Below are 16,838 nucleotides of genomic sequence, written 5' to 3'. Positions count from 1 at the left end.
TCGTGACGGGTGCATCCTCTGGAATTGGTCGCGCGATCGCTATCCAGCTCGCGATCTCGGGGCTGAATCTGGTGCTGGTGGCTCGGAGTCAATCCACACTGGAACAGCTTGAACAAGAGCTGACCCAGCAATATGGAATTAAAGTACGGACGATCGGGCTGGACTTAGCAGAGCCGACTGGAGCTGAGTCTTTAGTGGCAGCCATTCAGGATTTAGAGGTGGGTTTACTGGTGGCAGCAGCAGGCTTTGGCACTTCAGGACTATTTCTCAATGCCTCATTGGGTCGAGAGATAGAGATGTTGCATCTCAACTGTCGATCGCTGATGGCGTTATGCTGGCACTTTGGGCAGCGATTTGCGCAACAACGCAGCGGCGGACTGGTGCTAATGAGTTCGATCGTTGGATTTCAGGGCATGCCCTATGCCGCTCATTATGCGGCGACCAAAGCCTATGTTCAGGCACTGGCGGAAGCGTTACATGTGGAGTTGGCACCGCTGGGAATTGATGTCATTGCTTCTGCCCCTGGCCCCACTCGCAGTAATTTTGCCGAGCGCGCTGGCATGAACATGGGCAAGGCACTCGATCCGGAGTTAGTTGCCAGAGAGACCTTGCAAGCCCTAGGTCGTCAATCGGTCGTTTTACCTGGATGGTTAAGCAAGCTGCTGACGTATTCCCTGGTGCCCTTACCTCGGTGGGCGCGAGTACGCATTATGGGCGGCGTGATGCAGGGGATGACGAAGTCATAGAAAAGTCGCTTCCCTCGTCGTAGAATTGGACAATAGAAGCGATTTAAACATCACAAAACTAGATTGGGCAAGTGGAATTATTATTGCGACAAAGCTGTAATGGCAAACTCGGAACAAAACATGATCAACAATCCGATGTTATGAGCAATAGACTTGATAAGAGAGTCACGTTATCGGTAGTCGCCATCGACTAAAAAGAAAAGTGCGCCTGCGATCGCAGGCGCGCTCAACTACTTTGGCTCAACTACTGAGCGATGCTTAACCTAGCGAATTACAGGGACATCGCTAAGCGCTACTGGCGTTGCCTCACCCGAAGCTAAATCCAGCGGGAAGTTGTGGGCATTGCGCTCGTGCATCACCTCCATACCCAGGTTGGCGCGGTTGATCACATCGGCCCAAGTCGCAATCACCCGACCTTGAGAATCGAGCACCGACTGGTTGAAGTTAAAGCCATTCAGGTTAAAGGCCATAGTGCTAATGCCCAGGGCCGTAAACCAAATGCCCACGACCGGCCAAGCTGCCAGCAAAAAGTGTAGGCTGCGGCTATTGGCATTAACACCAAGGATGACCTCATTAGTGCGCCCCACTAGGCGGCCAAAATAGCCATGGGCGGCAATGATGTTGTAGGTTTCTTCCTCCTGGCCAAACTTATAACCGTAGTTTTGAGACTCAATTTCGGTGGTCTCTCGCACCAGACTGGAGGTTACTAAAGAGCCATGCATAGCAGAGAACAGCGCCCCGCCAAACACCCCAGCGACCCCCAGCATGTGAAACGGGTGCATCAGAATGTTGTGCTCCGCCTGAAATACCAGCATGAAGTTGAAGGTGCCCGAAACGCCCAGGGGCATACCGTCAGAGAAGGATCCTTGACCCAGCGGGTAGACCAAGAACACGGCGGTAGCAGCAGCAACCGGGGCAGAGTAGGCGACACAAATCCAGGGACGCATTCCTAAACGGTAGCTCAGCTCCCACTCCCGACCCATGTAGGTGAATACTCCCAGCAAAAAGTGGAAGATCACCAACTGGTAAGGGCCACCGTTGTAGAGCCATTCGTCTAATGATGCCGCTTCCCAGATGGGGTAAAAGTGCAAACCAATGGCGTTAGACGAGGGCACCACTGCCCCTGAAATGATGTTGTTGCCATACATCAACGAGCCCGCGACAGGCTCTCGAATACCATCAATATCTACGGGTGGGGCCGCAATGAAGGCAATCACAAAACAGGCGGTTGCAGTTAGCAGGGTTGGAATCATCACCACGCCAAACCAGCCGATATAAAGGCGGTTTTCGGTGCTGACGATCCAACGGCAAAACTGCTCCCAAAGACTGGCGCGATCGCGCCGTTGCAAGAGAGTCGTCATATGGATAGTCATTAAAAAACAGCAAAATTCGTCTGTTCAGGCTAATTACTGCTTTTTTAGAGCGTCAAAGGCCGATCCAAATTACTGACGACATCTGACGCGATAAAGCATCACTCAGGCTAAACAGGCAGGTTAGCCGTAGAGGCAGACGCACTACTGACTAACTCGTTAGTTAATGTAACCCAGGGCTTCCAGGGTGTCAACAACTAACTTTCCAGTTAGTTAGCGGGCTCATTTTGTCTTTGTATCTTGGTTTGGTCAGTGGTTGCGGCTGAGCCCTACGCTGTATCCTAAGTGGGTAGCTTGGTAGGGACTTTAGGCACATTGGCGGCGAAGGCAGGGCGAACTGCGATTCGGCAAACCCGTGATGCAGAGGCAACTCGGGCAGAGATTTTGGCGGCGGCTGAAGAAGAGTTTGCTCGCTTTGGCTTTGCTGGAGCTAAAACGGATGCGATCGCAGCCCGAACGGGTGTGACCAAGGCCATGATTTACTACTACTTCAGCAGTAAAGATGAGCTATACAAAGCGGTCCTGGAACGACCCGCAGCAGATTTTGCTAATGCCTTTAAGGGGCTAGACTTAGAGCAAATGCCTCCCGATGAAGCAATCAAGACCGTGATTCGGGTAGCCATTGCCCATGAAGTCAGTCATCCCGATTATGGGCGAGTGCTCCTCCATGAAGCCATGGAGAATCAGGGGAAGTATTTTCACTTAACCGGATGGGATGGTCCCATCAATCGAGTTGTGGCCGTTGTCGAACAGGGGATCGAAGACGGTACATTTCGCTCGGTCGATCCCTGGCTGGTGGTGAACCACATTATGGCGATCTGCACGTTTTACTTCAACGCACAGCCGAATATGCGAAACGTGCGGCCAGAGTTTGAGTGGTTCACTCCAGAAGCCATTGAGCGGCTGACCGAGTCTGCGATCGCTCTAATCTTGACGGGGATATTGGCGGGGATTAAGACCAACCCATAAGTCAACTATTGCGCCCACATTGGGACAAACCCTCAGTGGTCAAGGAAGAGTTATGCGACGACTCTAACTCTAACTCTGAGCCATGGCTTGAACGCTGACAAACTGCTTGCCGCAGTCCTTGCAGCGATAGCACTGCTTGCCACGGCGATGACCATTCTTAGTCAGGCGATCTGACTGGCAATGGGGACAAATCATTACTTTCATTACATGAGCACTATCCTCATCCCCGACGTGGGGCTCCAGGTAAGCCCTCAACAGTGCCTGAATTTCCTGCATAAGCTGCTGACTATGCCCCTGATCGCCCTGGCGAAAAGCAGCCAGCATCACGGCATTACTGCTGTGAACACAGACCTCTGCCAATACATTCGCCTTGGGGCTGGACAACGCTGGATTGCGCTGCTGCAAGAGCATGGCTAGAGACGTGATCACCGTCTGAGTCAAGCCTTCATCAATGGACTGAAACAGCTCGCGAGAGGTGTAGAACTGGACAAACATTACCCGCGAGACGGGGTCTTCAAAGAGCTTACCCACAGCCGACGTTAGGGCAGCCAGCATCTGTTCTAGGGGGCGTCGCCCAATGTCAGAAGCATTCACCTGCGTCCACATCGCCTGAACCCGTTCCAGATGACGCAGTTCCATGGCCTGGAAGATGGCAGCTTTATCTGGGAAAAACTGATACAGCGACCCAATCGCCGTCCCAGCCTTAGCGGCAATCATATGAGTCGTCGCGGCTTCATACCCGACTTCATCGAATACGAGGGCTGCTGCCGCCAGAATTTTTTCAACCCGCTGTTTACCCCGCTGCTGCTTCGGTTGGCGACGCAGATGGCTTGACGAATGCGAGAGATCTGTCATATTTTGAAAAGGCGACGAATTTCTCACAATTTTATCTCTGGTGGAGGCCATCATGCCCTCAATGTTGCCCGGTGCGCCCTGGTTGCTGGCGCATAAGTCGATGCTGGCTGTAAACCAGCCCCGCAAACTATCTCTCCACGGTAATGATTATGTAATGTGGAAGGATGAGACTGGGACTGTCCAAGCGTTGCCCAATGCTTGTCCCCACATGGGAGCAATGCTGTCTGAGGGCTGGTGCGACGTGGTTGAGGATGGCAGTAGTCAGGTCGTTTGCCCCTTTCATGCGCTGCCCTTTGATGCTCAGGGATGCACAGTGCTCCCAGGGAAAAAGCAGAAAACTTTACCGCAACTTCAGCCCTTAGCGTTGGTGATTCAGGGCGATTTTATTTGGTCCTACGGTGGTTACGAACCTGAAGTACCGATTCCGACCCGGTTGAAGGAGATCGCTGATACCTACGATTTTATTGGCCATACAGCCGATACTAGCGTGGCAACGGATCTGCTGACCCTGCTGCTCAACATGCACGATTACAATCACCAAAATGGTACCCATCGCCACCTATTTCAAATCACAGAGGTGCAGTTTCACCAATTTATTGACCAGGGTCACCAGTCCCACGCTTTTTATGACATGCCCACGGCTGCCTACACCTGGACTGAAAAGCTGAGAAAGCCAGATTTGTTTTTGCTGCCGGATACAATCAAAGCTCATCTGGAGAACCACTTTCCGTCTCTAGTCATCTTTCATGGCGAAACATCTCTGGGGAAAGTAGCCCAGTGTCATCTTTTTGTGCCGGAAGCGGAGTATCGTACCCGCACTTACATTTTGCTTTTTGGTCAAGCCAGACATCCGGCGTTTAAGGTATTGGGCTCTAGCTATCTCAAGTTTGGCAAGGTGGTAGTGGAACAAGATGTCGATATTCTGAGCAAGCTCTATAGCAACACTCCACAGAAAATTAAGCTGAACAATGAGGTTGGTATGGATTGGGTGAAGCGCAATTTTGCCAACTTTCCGGCGGTAGTCGAACCCAATTTGTCCAGAGGTGATCGCCCTCAAGTTGACAACTGTATCTAGGTTTGTCACAAGACTCATAGCTCTTATTTAATGAAGGCTGAAACCAAACGGGGGGCAGATCAATTGTGAAAGACTGAGCAAGAACCGTTCACTCCACTACAGAACATCCCGTCAGCTCCGATGCCGGATGAGCAACGCCTCCACTAATTGCTGAGCCGTTTTCAGCCGTTGCGGACTCTCCGACTGGGCCACCCAGGCTGCCAACTCATTCAGCGCCCCATTCACCACATGGGCAAAACCTTCGCCATCGATCACCTGCAATTGGCCCTCATCCATCGCCATCTGAATCGGCTCCTGAAGCAAGCCAAACCCATACTGGTCAATCTCGACCAAGGTGTCTGCGGCTAGTACCGCTGGCGCTTCGATAAACACTAACCGCCGCAAATCCTCTTGCTGGGCGACCTCCAGAAATGCCTGACAGCCGACCACGAGCTGCTCCCAGTTGGTTTCCAACAGCTCAATGCGGGTACGGATGTGGGCGGTGATTTCGCCATAGGCTTCCACCACCACCGCCTTAAACACCCCCAGCTTGTCGTTGAACTGGTGGTATAGCGCCCCACGGGTAATCCCCAGTTCACTGATAATTTCCTCGGTGCCAGTGGCGGCATAGCCTTTCGTGGCAAATAAGTACCGCGCCCGATCCAATATGGCGCGGCGGGTGCGGCGGGTTTGTTCGGCCTTGGTCAGCTTGGCAGGCATCGCGATCGCACAAAGACATTCAGACAGTATGCATCTTGACAGGGCGAGAAAGGGGCTCTATTTTTAGATACATACAGACTGTATCTTTTCAAGGGCCGTCTTAGAGAAGTTGATATGTCCGCGCTGATCACAATTCGAAAGGCTAAGATTGCCGATATTCCCTTTCTTGTTCAGATTAAATGATCAAGCTTCGTTGTCGCCCCTCAACCACTGTTTTTGGGAAGATCTGATAGATGACACCGGCACTACAGGTTGGACTTTTGTAAAATCGATGTCTTGAGGTTATTCTCAAATGAAGCTTGATGAAGTTGTCCCTTGGGGCAGAACGCTGGAAGAATATAAGTCAATGTTTAGTCTGTCGAAGACAGATCTAAACACGAAAATCCTTGGCTGTGGTGATGGGCCAGCTAGCTTCAATGCCGAAATGACTGCGTTAGGACACTCTGTCGTGTCTATCGATCCGGTTTATCGGTTTTCTGCCGAACAAATTGAGCAGCGTGTTCGAGCGACTTATGAGCAAGTCATTTCACAAGTAAAGCAAAATCCTCAAAACTATATTTGGAGAAACTTTCAAGATGCTGATGAGCTTGGTAAAGCCCGCCTTAACGCAATGGAGAAGTTTCTGTCGGACTATGAAGCAGGAAAAGCTTCAGAACGATATTTAGACCAATCTTTACCAAATCTAGAATTCTCTGATAATCAGTTCGATCTGTGTTTATGCTCTCATTTACTCTTCTTGTATTCAGAGCAATTGCCTCTTGATTTTCACATGGCTTCGATTCATGAACTCCTACGAGTTGCTTCAGAGATAAGAATTTTTCCGTTGCTTAAACTGAATTGTGAGACATCTCCATACCTTGAGCTAGTGATGGAAGACTTATCTAGCAAAGGTTGTCATGCACAAGTTCAAACTGTTGCTTACGAATTTCAAAAGGGTGGAAATCAAATGTTGAAAATTAGTCGAGGAGCGATCGCGATATAACAATCTTATTGCAACGAATTGTCGAAAATCACTGGTGGTAATCTAGTCAATGCTGCAACGGGCGATTGTAAAGGATGTCCTCTGGAGTCCCAGCATATTTTTAACCAAGAGTCATAGATTAGGAAGTTGTAGGATAGCCACAGCAAAGATGATTACTTTCTCTGAGCAGCGGGATATTGGGATCGAGCAAATTCTTCCAATATACGAGTTGAATGGTTGGTCCTCAGCACAAAAGCCTGAAGCACTGTATCAGGCATTACTTAATTCTCATGCACTTGTTTCGGCTTGGCATAGCGAAAGACTTGTTGGCATCGGCAATGCAATCTCAGATGGATTTTTAGTGGTGTATTATCCTCATTTGTTAGTTCATCCAGATTATCAAGGTCAAGGAATTGGCAAACGAATCATGGAGATCTTGAAGCAGAGATATCAAGAAATGCACATGCATATGCTTGTAGCAGATAGCGATGCGATCGCATTTTATGAGAAATGTGGCTTTACAAGGGCTGGAAAAACAGAGCCGATGTGGATATACGCTGGTGATGACCATTGAACAAGATCTGTTTCAAGACTGCTCTGATGAAGACATTACCCGCGTGATTGCGGTTAACTTGGTAGCCCCCATACGGCTGGTGAAGGCACTGCTGCCTGCTTTGCGGCGATGGTCAGAGACCGGCCCAAAGGGGCCATCGCAGAATCCCAAAATCATCGTTATGGGCGCGCGCTCTGGCCGTGATAACTTTCCAGGGCGGGAGGTGGCCAACAGCGCCTCAAAGTTTGGTTTGCGGGGGGTGGTACATGCCTTGCGAGAGGAGTTGAGAGCCCAGCAAGTTGGCATCACGGTGATCAATCCTGGCAACGTGGGTACGCCGGAGGTGCTGGCTGATTGAGCCGCAGATAACTTAACCGGTGGTGAGGCAATTCCCCTCAGGGATCTGCTGGCGATTATCGACTGCGTGCTCTCATTGTCACGGGCAACCTGCATTAAAGAGATCGACGTGCCCGCCATGCTGGGGGAGGGGGCCTGAGCAGGGGCGGTGAGGATGGGTTCAATTGCTGCTATATCTACTGCATCTACTGGCAGGCCGCTGAATAACGTCGCCAGATTGCGCTAACTCCTGCTGTTCTGAAGGCAGGTTATCGGTAGCATGGGTGCAATCCTACAAAACCCCCATGAAGGAACTGACAACGGCGATCGCCATTGACGCAACCCCCTCGGTCGTTTGGCAAATCCTGATGGACTTTCCGGCTTACCCCGACTGGAACCCCTTCGTTCGCTCAATTCAGGGACAGGCTGTACTTGGGGCTCAGCTCGTGGCACGGCTACAGCCCCCTGGGGGACAGGCCATGACCTTCAAACCCACGGTTTTAGTGGCAGATCCTGAACGGGAGTTTCGCTGGCGGGGTCGGTTCATCCTGCCGGGGTTATTTGACGGCGAACATCGGTTTCAGATAGAACCCCTGGCAGAAAATCGGGTGCAGTTTATCCACAGCGAACAGTTTTCGGGGGTGCTGGTGCCATTGCTGGCTAAAAGCCTGGATACGAATGTGCGTCAGGGCTTTGAAGCCATGAACCAGGCCCTTAAAGATCGAGCTGAGGCGGGGTTAGCATAAGGGCTTGAATCACCAGCGATCGCCTGACCGACCGTGGCGATGGGGCTGGGGCCAAGGGAGATGTCAGTCATGCCTAGCTGCTACACCTTTACCGACTACTCCCCCGACTGGCCCCTGGCCTTTGAGCGAGCGGCGACTCGGTTACGAGAACTGTTAGCCGATGAGCTGATCGCTATTCACCACATCGGCAGCACCTCGGTACCGGGGCTGGCAGCCAAGCCCATTATCGATCTGTTGCCTGTAGCACGGTCCATTGCCGCCATTGAGGAGCAGACTCCCCAACTTGAATCCGCCGGTTACAAAGCCTGGGGTGAATACGGCCTGCCGGGGCGGCGCTACTTCACCCAAGACCACGGCGGCTACCGCACCCACAACATCCATATCTATGGCCAGGACAACCCGGATATCGAGCGTCACTTGGCCTTTCGAGACTTTCTTAGAGCCCACCCGACGGTGCGCGACGAGTACGCCGCCATCAAGCGGGCCGCCTACACCCAGCACCCGGCAGATATTGCCGCCTACAGCGACAGCAAACACGCCTGGATTCAAACAGTCGAGGTTCAAGCACTCGCGTGGTATCGGCAATCCAACCGCAATCCAACCTGAAACCAGATCATTTGCTCTAATAGTTGGCAAGATTGCTGATGCAAGGAGGGGACCGATGTCTATTGAGCTGCCAAAAGACAAACACCGGGAGGCCATAGCGTCCATCGTGCGCTACTTCCAGGAACAGCGGGAAGAGGAAATTGGCAACATTGCCGCAACTGGCTTGCTGAGCTTCTTTTTGGAAGAAATTGGCCCCAGTATCTACAACAAAGCCGTAGCCGACATTCAGCAACGGATGCAAATGCACGTATCGGATCTAGACATTGAGTTTCACGAGGAAGAGTTCCAGCACTGGCCCCAGTCTGATCGCAAGCTTAGAAAGGACTAATTGAGGCCGCAGGCTTATGATCTTGCCGGTACCGTAGATTGGCTGGCGCACTCCCGACCTGCTATGACCCACCCTGATCCCCAATCGCTATTAAAGTCCCTATTGGCTGATTTGCATGCCCAAGTGGATGCGAGCTATCGAGACCGCATCGCCACCCTTTTCAATGTGGATGTCCAGGACTTTCTGGGGGTGCCTACCCCCAAGGTGCGGCAACTTGCTGGCCAGTATTTCAAGCAGATGCGCCACTTGTCGCTGCCTGAAGTGCTGACAAGCTGTGAAGTCCTATTGGAGGCGAGGATATACGAATGCAGGTTGATTGCCTTTAACTGGAGCTTTCGCCGCAGCGCTGATCTAGAAACCCACCATTTCGACCGATTTGAGTCCTGGCTGCGTCAGTATGTCAACGGTTGGCCCGACTGCGATGACCTGTGTACCCACTCCCTGGGCTGGGTAGTCGCCACGTTTCCAGGGGTGGCCCAGCGGGTGATTCCCTGGACGGGGGAGGCCAATCGCTGGCTGCGCCGGGCCGCTGCCGTTAGCCTGATCTATGGTTTGCGGCGGGGGCTGCTATTGGCAGAGGCGCTGATGGTGGCGGAATGCCTGCTGGAGGAGGAGGACGAGCTGGTACAAAAAGGCTGTGGCTGGATGCTGAAGGAAGCCAGCAAGCCTTACCCTGACGATGTGGCTGAGTTTGTGCTGCGCTACCAGGGGCAACTGCCCCGGTCGGTGGTGCGCACTGCGATCGCTAAACTCCCAGATTCCCAACGACAGCAAGTCCTGAGACGCAAAGCGACCTCCCATTGATCCCATGCATTCCTTCCTATCCCTTGAAAGTCACAGTGCCTGCCCCCGCAATTCTGATTTCCCTCGGCGCTTACCAGCTCACGGCTATGGCCACTGCCTTGCCTCTGACAATGCCCATGGGTCGAGTGCTGCTAGTCCTGTTACTGACTTTCTTAATGTGCAATGTTTCGGGGGCTATTGCGACTCGCCGTCTACAGGCCGCTGACCCCGCTGATATTTTCTAGCCGATATTTTCCAACTGTGACTTTACGGTTCATCCCTACCAATCTCTGCCCGTAGACCTCTCTTCATTCTTTTTAAACCTATGCTTTCTCCTGCCATCGCTATCCAGAAAGTCAATCACTACTTTGGCAGCGGCAGCCTTAAAAAGCAGGAGTTGTTCGATATTAGTTTAGAGATTCTCCCAGGAGAGATCGTGCTGATGACTGGCCCCTCGGGTTCGGGAAAGACCACTTTACTGACGCTGATCGGTGGATTGCGTTCGGCCCAAGAAGGGAGCCTACAGGTGGTGGGCTTGGAGCTTTGCCAGGCCAGTGAGCGTAAGCTGGTTAAAGCCCGTCGTCACAATGGTTATATCTTTCAGGCCCACAATTTGCACAACAGCCTTACTGCCTTAGAAAATGTGCAGATGGGTCTAGAAGTTCACGGCACCTTAACTAGGGTTGAACGACATCGCCGCGCCGCCGATATGCTAGCTCAGGTGGGATTAGCGGATCGCCTCAACTACTACCCAGCGGGGCTATCGGGCGGACAAAAACAGCGAGTGGCGATCGCCCGTGCTCTAGTCAGTCGTCCTCAGTTGGTTTTAGCGGACGAACCCACAGCGGCGCTAGATAGTAAATCGGGACGGGATGTCGTGACTCTGATGCAGGAGTTAGCTAAAGCGCAAAATTGCACCATTTTGCTAGTCACCCACGACACCCGCATTCTTGACATTGCCGATCGCATCATTCACATGGAAGACGGCGTGTTGAAGCGCAACTCCGCCACGTAGCCAGGGTGTCCACGGCAACTTGCTCAGATACGTGGCGATACTGACTTCGATGCCCTTCGCGATGACGAGCGATTCCAGGCGTTGTTGGAAGGGAGTGGGGGGGAATGATTAGAGGGCAGGTTCACACCCGTAGCTCAAAACCAGGCAATACGTTTTCACCAGACAGCGTCGTGGGCATAGAGATTACCTGCACCGCTTGCCCAGCCCGATAAATTTCGACCTGCCGATCGTGAGGGTTAATTAACCAACCCAGGCGCAACCCACTGGCCAAGTACTCCGCCATCTTCGTGCGTAGCTCCGACAAAGATTGCGGCTTAATCACCCCATGCGAGATCGATTGAGAACGCAACTCAATCACAAAATCAGGACAAATTGGTGGAAAGCCTATTCGCTGTTCAGAAGTTAAAGCTTCCCAACGATCTAACTGCACCCAAGCGACATCCGCTGCTCGGGTTGAGCCAAATGGCAGCTTAAACGCCCCTTGGGAGCTAAAGACTTTCCCCAGCTTGGTTTGCCGATTCCAAATGATCAGGTCGCCGATTAAATCAGCCTCCTGGCTGCTGCCTTCTCCGCCTACCGGGGCCACTTCTACCAATTCTCCTTGGGCTGTGCGTTCGAGCATGCGATCGGGATGATCCAGACATAGTTGCTCAAAGTCTTGCTGGATCAGGTATTGAGGAGGAGTTTGAACCATCGGGCTAACCTAGCTGGGACGATTATGGCAGTCATCCAGAGGGTTGTGATGCGGCACCATAGCTTACTGAAGCTTACTGATCAACCTATCATATTCAGCGTGAGTCCCGAGTCCCATCCAGAACCAGGAAGTACCGTTCCCGATGTCCACACCTAAGGCTCAGCAACTCAATCCCGCTCGAACTGACCAATATTTTTTACCCAACTTCTTAAAGGGTAGAGATTAAAGGGTAGAGAGGGGCGGATTGTTCTCGTTCCCAGGCAGAGCCTGGGTGCCAGACAACATCGTGGTTCTTGATGTTTCGGCTTAAGTTGATACCCTTTTACCCAACTTCTTGAAGGGTAGATAGGGGTGGATCTGTGCCGTTGGTAGGCCCTCAAAGCATCCTCAAGTTCTCTCCAGCAGCTCTTGGGAATAGGCCGCCGTGTCCCTGGGCAGAAAGGTCATGGGCTGGAAGGTGTGATCCGTGAGCTTAAAGGCGCGGTCGATCTCGATTTGGCTCAAGAAATCTAAATCGTGGGAAATCACCCACAGCGCCCCCCGGTAGTCATTAATGGCGGTAATGATGGTCTCAACCGTGGCAATATCCAGATTATTGGTAGGCTCATCTAAAATCAGCAAGTCAATGGCAGCAATGCTGATCATGGCCATGGTCAGCCGCGCCAGTTCCCCTCCACTCAAGGTTGAGGCAGGTTTATTGACCGCCTGGTTGAAGAATAGGAAATGCCCGAGCTGCTGGCGCAGATGTTGGTAAGGCAGCGCTGGATTGGCGGCTTGCATGTTTTCCAGGAGGCTGCGACGGCGATCAATGAGCCCATAGGTTTGATCGAGGTACACGATCGCCAGTGGGTCAGCCAGCCGGAGGTGGGCCGCGTCGAGCCGAACAGAATCGGTTTCAGCAACGATGGCTTTGACCAGGCTAGACTTGCCTGAGCCGTTGGCTCCAGCCAGGGTGATGCGATCGCCAGCGACCACCTGTAGCTGAATGTCCCGAATCAGAGTATTCTCCCCAACCCTGAGACAGCCATCGCGGATTTCCAGTACCGTCCGGCGTTTTTGATTGTTTTCTACCAGTTGCAGGGAGGTGGCCTTAGTGGTTCTCACCTTGGTTTCAGCCACCTGTTGGGCCGCCTGGACAATGGCCGCCTGGTTGCGCTGAGCCGCCGTCCCCGCCCTGCCAGAGGCTCGATTGGCAAAATAATGCTGGGCCATCTTGCCCATGCCACTACTCTCGGCTTTCTGCTGACCACCACGTTGGGATCGGGCTGCCCGCTTTTGCTCCGCTAGGGCCATCGCCTTAGCCCGTTTCAGCGCTTTCTGGGCTACCTGATGGGAGCGCTCCGCCGCCGAGAGCTGGGCTTGCTTTTGCTCTCGGTAGAGGGTGTAGTTGCCGCCGTATTCATCCAGTCCCTGGGGCGTTAGTTCCCACGTCGTCGAGGCCACTTGGTCGAGGAAATAGGGCTTGTGGGAGACGATTACCAATGCCCCCTGGAACCGATCCAGGCAGGCCCGTAAATGCTCTAGGGCCAGCAAATCCAGATGGTTGGTGGGTTCATCCAGCAAGAGGATTTCTGGTTCAGGCGCAAGGGCGATCGCCAGCAACAGTTTCGTTAGTTCTCCCCCGCTCAAGCTGACAATGGGTAAGGATAGATCCAGTTCGGTCTCTAATTGCGTCCTTAAAAACTCGTCGATCCACCACCAGTCCTCGGCGGCAGCACTGAGCCATTCCAGGACTGTCTCCGTCGGCTTGGTCTGATCAAGGGTACTGACCTGAGGCACATAGGCCACCGATCCATCCCGCGAAATCGATCCACGGCTGGGCTGGAGGTGCCCCGCCAAGAGTTTCATCAGGGTAGACTTGCCGCTACCGTTGCGCCCTACTAGGGCAACGCGATCGCCGGATTGCAGGCTGAGGTTAATCTGCTCAAACAGAGGGGCGATCGGGTCAAACCTGTAGCTGAGATCCTGGGCAGATAAGAGTGTTTTGGCCATGCTGACTTCTAAAGCTAATCACCTGGACATTGGGAAGGGGTGAAGGGGCGTAGCTTAGAAGAAACTTCATGGCGTTCAAGGGGGCGCTAACGGTGGTCAGGATTGCAGATACAGTAAGGCTAGCGTTGCCTATCAAGGATTTGCAGCCAGTTGCAACATAATAGCAATCCCACTCATGTCCATATTCATACATGTACAGATTCATAAAGGTTGGGATTCATGTCTGGGTGCGATCGCCCAAGCGGCTCGATCTAGGCCATAAACCGAACAGTGGTTGGGGCCAAATTGTCGGTATGCCAAAAACGTGAACCCAAGGCGCTCGTAGAAGCGGTGGGCACGGGTATTACTGCTCAGGGGATCTATCAGAATGGCTGTGACCTGAGGGTCGGCAAAGCAACGGGTCAAGGCTAGCCGCATCATGGTGGTGCCGTAGCCTTGACCTAGGGCTGTGGCTTCCCCAATCCAAATATCGATCGCCCGCAGATTGTAGCGAACTGTTCAATCCAAGTTAATCCTCGTAGGTGCAAGGGACAGAAGAGTCCGAAGCTTGAACGCCTCGCCCCAGCGCTGATTTCCCAAGCCTGACTCCAGATTCGTCTGCATTTGCCACCAGGTGGCTATGGCTCCGTCATAACCTAACAGGGGAGACGCCGTATCCGTGATGGCCAGCGACTTCCCCTGCAGGATGGCGGCGGTCGCGGCATCAGCGGGGAACAGGGTTTCTATCCGCAGCTCTTGTAGGGTGATGTCTCGCGGCGTGCCCAGCGTAGAAATAATCGCCATCATTCCCCCGCCCAGCTTTGGCCCACCTGCACCGCCACCTTGACCGGGATGGGGGAGAGCACCGGGGCAGCAGCTTGCTCCATCAACGCCACCAACTGATGGGCCACAGTCTCCGCCAGCTCTGCCCTTACCTCCAGCACAATCTCATCATGTACCACCATCAACAGCTTCACCTCAGGGCTCAACACCGGCACCAACTTCACCAAGGCCCGCTTGATAATATCCACATTCGTTCCCTGCACCGGGAAATTGAGCCATTCATTCAAGCTGGGCTGCTCCTGCCAGCGCCGCACCCGACCCAGCAAGGTATAGGTTTGGCGTACTCTGCGTTTGCCCTGTAGCAATCGTCGGCCCCGGCGGTGCCATTCCCGCACCCCTTCAAACAACTCGAAGTAGCGCCGATGGAAATGTAGCGCTTGACGATGGCTGAGAATTACCCCGTACTTGAGCTGGGCCTCTAGCTGAAGCCGAATCGCGCTCATGCCATAGATCAACCCAAAGTTGATGGCCTTAGCCAGACGGCGTTCCTCATCACTGACTGCGTTGGGGGACTTATCCATCAGCAACCCTGCGGTCATCCGGTGCACGTCCCGACCCCGGCGGTATGCCTGCACCAGCAGCGGGTCACGGGTGACCTTGGCGATGATGCGCAGCTCAATCTGGGAATAGTCCGCCTTCAGCAGCACATGGCCTGGGGCTGCGGTAAAGCATCGCCGCACCAAGGCTTGATGCGGCATGGTTTGCAGCGCCGGGTGACGACAACTAAAGCGACCACTCCTAGCACCCATCTGGAACACCTGGGGATGCAACCGTTGGGTCTGCTGATGGCGATGGGCAGGCAACCCCATCATCGTATCCAGCACCTTCGCCACCCGCCGCCATTCCAGCAGAGGGGGCAACGCCGGGTGACGATCCACCACCTTGATCACACTGCGCTGGTCCGTGGACTTCAGGTCTAGCCCTTGGGCCGCCAAAGCTTGCTTCACCTGTTGGCTCGACCCCAGATTGATGCCGTACTGGGTGGCCTGCGACAGCTCGGGCAGCAAGCTAATCTGCTGCTGAAGACTCACCCCCAGGGCTTGGTGAAAGTCCACAAAGGCTTGCTGCCGCTGCCCTTGTAGCTTGGCAATGGCCTCCTGCCAACGGTATGGGTCTAGACCCATACCGTTGAACTCCATCCAAGCGGTGGCTGGGATGCAGGCCGATTCCAATTTAGCGATCGCCAGCAACCGAGCCTGACCCCATTGAGCCGAATACTGCTTCAACAAAGCCACCAATCGTCGCCGCAGCCCTAGGGCATAGGCCGCATCCCAAGCCGCATACTGACGTTGTTCAACAGTCAACTCCCAGCGGCTGAAGTCACTGCGCTGCTGGCTCTTATCCAACGACACCTTCAACACCCGTTTTACCACTCGCCTCAGGTTCGAGGGGCAGCGAATCCCCGCCTTCAGCACCTGGTAGGCCAGTTGGGTATCAAAGTATGGCCCCTGCAATGGCAACCCCGCTGCCCTCAGCATTTGCCAATCAAACTTCAGAGTATGGCCCACCTTTAAAGCTGAACCCTGCAACAAAGCAGCTAGGGCACTCCAGTCCTCCACCTGCCACAGGTCAATCACCAGGGTGGGCTGATGGGCGCTGGCCACCTGCACCAAACGCACCCGGTCGCAGTGGGGGTCAAGGCCCGTCGTCTCAGTGTCAATGCCAAGCACCTTGCAGTCCTGCAATTGGGCAACCCCTTCCTCCAGTTGGGCAGTAGTTTGGATGTCCCTCCAAGCCAAGTTGACGGGAGGGGTTCCCGGCATCGGGCGAGAGCTTTGAGCATTGCCGGTCTCCGCAGCGGTGTAAAAGTCAAGGGCAGCCATAGGAAGGGACGATGGATGGGCATCCCCTACCGGGCGATAGCACCCATAGTTTGGCCTTCGTCTACGGATGACCTAGGCCCCTTCGTCGGAGGCCAGCGACCTCTGCTCCAACCACCGCTGAAAATCATGGCAAGCAATTGCGTCGCGGCCAGGGCCGGGGGTAAGGCGATGGGGCAATTCACTCACCAACGTTTCGATTTCCGCTGTCAACCACCGCAGGGCGGTCAGTTGGATGGTCAGGGCATCAGGCCGAGATCCACCGGGCTCTTGCTGAACCTCCATCTGGGCGGACAACTCACTCAAAGCTTGTTCCAGCAGGTCTGAGCCCACCAAGGTCACCAGGGCTTGGTAACTATCGCTGGAACGTGGGGTGATGGACGGGCAGGTCGTAAGCGGGGCAGTCATGGGCAGCCAGGAAACACGTCGTTCCCCACCCGTGGAAACGGGCCTCAACCCCATTGGCTT

General features: G+C 53.7%; 20 protein-coding genes and 2 pseudogenes. 12 read left to right on the top strand and 10 right to left on the bottom strand.

Annotated features, from left to right (window positions below; genetic code table 11):
• The first annotated feature begins 2 nt into the window (after window positions 1–2).
• Window positions 3–746, top strand: a complete 744-nt coding sequence (locus LEP6406_RS0225085) for an SDR family NAD(P)-dependent oxidoreductase (RefSeq protein WP_263971272.1) — start codon at window positions 3–5, stop codon at window positions 744–746.
• Window positions 747–1,009: 263 nt separating this feature from the next.
• Here the strand turns inward: LEP6406_RS0225085 and psbA are convergent, their stop codons facing one another.
• Window positions 1,010–2,107, bottom strand: coding sequence for a photosystem II q(b) protein (gene psbA, locus LEP6406_RS0225080; protein WP_027269434.1), 1,098 nt, complete (start codon window positions 2,105–2,107; stop codon window positions 1,010–1,012).
• Window positions 2,108–2,401: 294 nt separating this feature from the next.
• On the opposite strand from psbA, the gene LEP6406_RS0225075 reads away from it, so the two are divergent.
• On the top strand, window positions 2,402–3,085 hold the full coding sequence (locus LEP6406_RS0225075; protein ID WP_008319549.1) for a TetR/AcrR family transcriptional regulator: 684 nt from the start codon (window positions 2,402–2,404) through the stop codon (window positions 3,083–3,085).
• Window positions 3,086–3,181: 96 nt separating this feature from the next.
• Here LEP6406_RS0225075 and LEP6406_RS34550 read toward each other — a convergent pair.
• Both LEP6406_RS34550 and LEP6406_RS0225070 read right to left on the bottom strand, forming a co-directional pair.
• A pseudogene (locus LEP6406_RS34550) lies at window positions 3,182–3,280 on the bottom strand (IS1 family transposase); the annotation flags it as partial.
• 57 nt (window positions 3,281–3,337) lie between these two features.
• A pseudogene (locus LEP6406_RS0225070) lies at window positions 3,338–3,940 on the bottom strand (TetR/AcrR family transcriptional regulator); the annotation flags it as partial.
• 52 nt (window positions 3,941–3,992) lie between these two features.
• Between LEP6406_RS0225070 and LEP6406_RS0225065 the strand changes: the two are divergent.
• A complete protein-coding gene (locus tag LEP6406_RS0225065) occupies window positions 3,993–5,015 on the top strand; it encodes a Rieske 2Fe-2S domain-containing protein (protein WP_008319547.1) in 1,023 nt (340 codons plus the stop codon).
• Between the two features lie 111 nt (window positions 5,016–5,126).
• Here LEP6406_RS0225065 and LEP6406_RS0225060 read toward each other — a convergent pair whose 3' ends face one another.
• Window positions 5,127–5,714: a TetR/AcrR family transcriptional regulator gene (locus LEP6406_RS0225060; protein WP_008319546.1), complete on the bottom strand. Its 588-nt coding sequence runs from the start codon at window positions 5,712–5,714 to the stop codon at window positions 5,127–5,129.
• 292 nt (window positions 5,715–6,006) lie between these two features.
• Here LEP6406_RS0225060 and LEP6406_RS0225055 point away from each other — a divergent pair, with 292 nt between their 5' ends.
• The 9 genes from LEP6406_RS0225055 (at window position 6,007) to LEP6406_RS0225015 (ending at window position 11,042) form a co-directional block, all read left to right on the top strand.
• Entirely contained in the window at window positions 6,007–6,696 is a 690-nt protein-coding gene (locus tag LEP6406_RS0225055) for a hypothetical protein (RefSeq protein ID WP_008319545.1), read from the top strand.
• Window positions 6,697–6,844: 148 nt separating this feature from the next.
• The gene (locus LEP6406_RS0225050; RefSeq protein ID WP_027269433.1) at window positions 6,845–7,249 is read left to right on the top strand and encodes a GNAT family N-acetyltransferase; all 405 of its coding nucleotides are present in this window, start codon (window positions 6,845–6,847) and stop codon (window positions 7,247–7,249) included.
• Window positions 7,239–7,586: an SDR family oxidoreductase gene (locus LEP6406_RS29705; RefSeq protein ID WP_008319543.1), complete on the top strand. Its 348-nt coding sequence runs from the start codon at window positions 7,239–7,241 to the stop codon at window positions 7,584–7,586. The genes LEP6406_RS0225050 and LEP6406_RS29705 overlap by 11 nt, the downstream gene beginning before the upstream one ends.
• Window positions 7,587–7,869: 283 nt before the next feature.
• Window positions 7,870–8,310, top strand: a complete 441-nt coding sequence (locus LEP6406_RS0225040; protein WP_008319542.1) for an SRPBCC domain-containing protein — start codon at window positions 7,870–7,872, stop codon at window positions 8,308–8,310.
• Window positions 8,311–8,379: 69 nt separating this feature from the next.
• Window positions 8,380–8,916, top strand: coding sequence for a GrpB family protein (locus tag LEP6406_RS0225035; RefSeq protein ID WP_008319541.1), 537 nt, complete (start codon window positions 8,380–8,382; stop codon window positions 8,914–8,916).
• A 55-nt stretch (window positions 8,917–8,971) separates the two neighbouring features.
• Window positions 8,972–9,244 (top strand): DUF2164 domain-containing protein, encoded by a 273-nt coding sequence (locus LEP6406_RS0225030; protein WP_008319540.1) that lies wholly within the window; start codon window positions 8,972–8,974, stop codon window positions 9,242–9,244.
• Between the two features lie 63 nt (window positions 9,245–9,307).
• Window positions 9,308–10,048 (top strand): DNA alkylation repair protein, encoded by a 741-nt coding sequence (locus LEP6406_RS29700; protein ID WP_008319539.1) that lies wholly within the window; start codon window positions 9,308–9,310, stop codon window positions 10,046–10,048.
• A gap of 35 nt (window positions 10,049–10,083) precedes the next feature.
• On the top strand, window positions 10,084–10,272 hold the full coding sequence (locus tag LEP6406_RS0225020) for a hypothetical protein (RefSeq protein ID WP_027269432.1): 189 nt from the start codon (window positions 10,084–10,086) through the stop codon (window positions 10,270–10,272).
• Between the two features lie 80 nt (window positions 10,273–10,352).
• Window positions 10,353–11,042, top strand: coding sequence for a DevA family ABC transporter ATP-binding protein (locus LEP6406_RS0225015; protein ID WP_008319537.1), 690 nt, complete (start codon window positions 10,353–10,355; stop codon window positions 11,040–11,042).
• Window positions 11,043–11,163: 121 nt separating this feature from the next.
• Here the strand turns inward: LEP6406_RS0225015 and LEP6406_RS0225010 are convergent, their stop codons facing one another.
• The 6 genes from LEP6406_RS0225010 to LEP6406_RS0224985 form a co-directional block, all read right to left on the bottom strand.
• A complete protein-coding gene (locus tag LEP6406_RS0225010; protein WP_008319534.1) occupies window positions 11,164–11,736 on the bottom strand; it encodes a Uma2 family endonuclease in 573 nt (190 codons plus the stop codon).
• Between the two features lie 387 nt (window positions 11,737–12,123).
• Window positions 12,124–13,728 (bottom strand): ribosomal protection-like ABC-F family protein, encoded by a 1,605-nt coding sequence (gene abc-f, locus LEP6406_RS0225005; protein WP_008319532.1) that lies wholly within the window; start codon window positions 13,726–13,728, stop codon window positions 12,124–12,126.
• 201 nt (window positions 13,729–13,929) lie between these two features.
• Window positions 13,930–14,202, bottom strand: coding sequence for a GNAT family N-acetyltransferase (locus LEP6406_RS29695; protein WP_263971275.1), 273 nt, complete (start codon window positions 14,200–14,202; stop codon window positions 13,930–13,932).
• A 24-nt stretch (window positions 14,203–14,226) separates the two neighbouring features.
• The gene (locus LEP6406_RS35545) at window positions 14,227–14,514 is read right to left on the bottom strand and encodes a hypothetical protein (RefSeq protein ID WP_008319526.1); all 288 of its coding nucleotides are present in this window, start codon (window positions 14,512–14,514) and stop codon (window positions 14,227–14,229) included.
• Complete coding sequence (locus LEP6406_RS0224990; protein ID WP_008319524.1) at window positions 14,511–16,373, bottom strand: DNA polymerase; 1,863 nt, start codon at window positions 16,371–16,373, stop codon at window positions 14,511–14,513. The genes LEP6406_RS35545 and LEP6406_RS0224990 overlap by 4 nt, the downstream gene beginning before the upstream one ends.
• Window positions 16,374–16,445: 72 nt before the next feature.
• Window positions 16,446–16,778 (bottom strand): hypothetical protein, encoded by a 333-nt coding sequence (locus LEP6406_RS0224985; protein ID WP_027269430.1) that lies wholly within the window; start codon window positions 16,776–16,778, stop codon window positions 16,446–16,448.
• Window positions 16,779–16,838 lie beyond the last annotated feature (60 nt).

Source organism: Leptolyngbya sp. PCC 6406 (genome assembly GCF_000332095.2).
In the GTDB taxonomy this organism is placed as follows: domain Bacteria; phylum Cyanobacteriota; class Cyanobacteriia; order Phormidesmidales; family Phormidesmidaceae; genus PCC-6406.
Note: the sequence above shows the minus strand (reverse complement) of the source record. Positions and strands in the feature narration are given on the sequence as shown.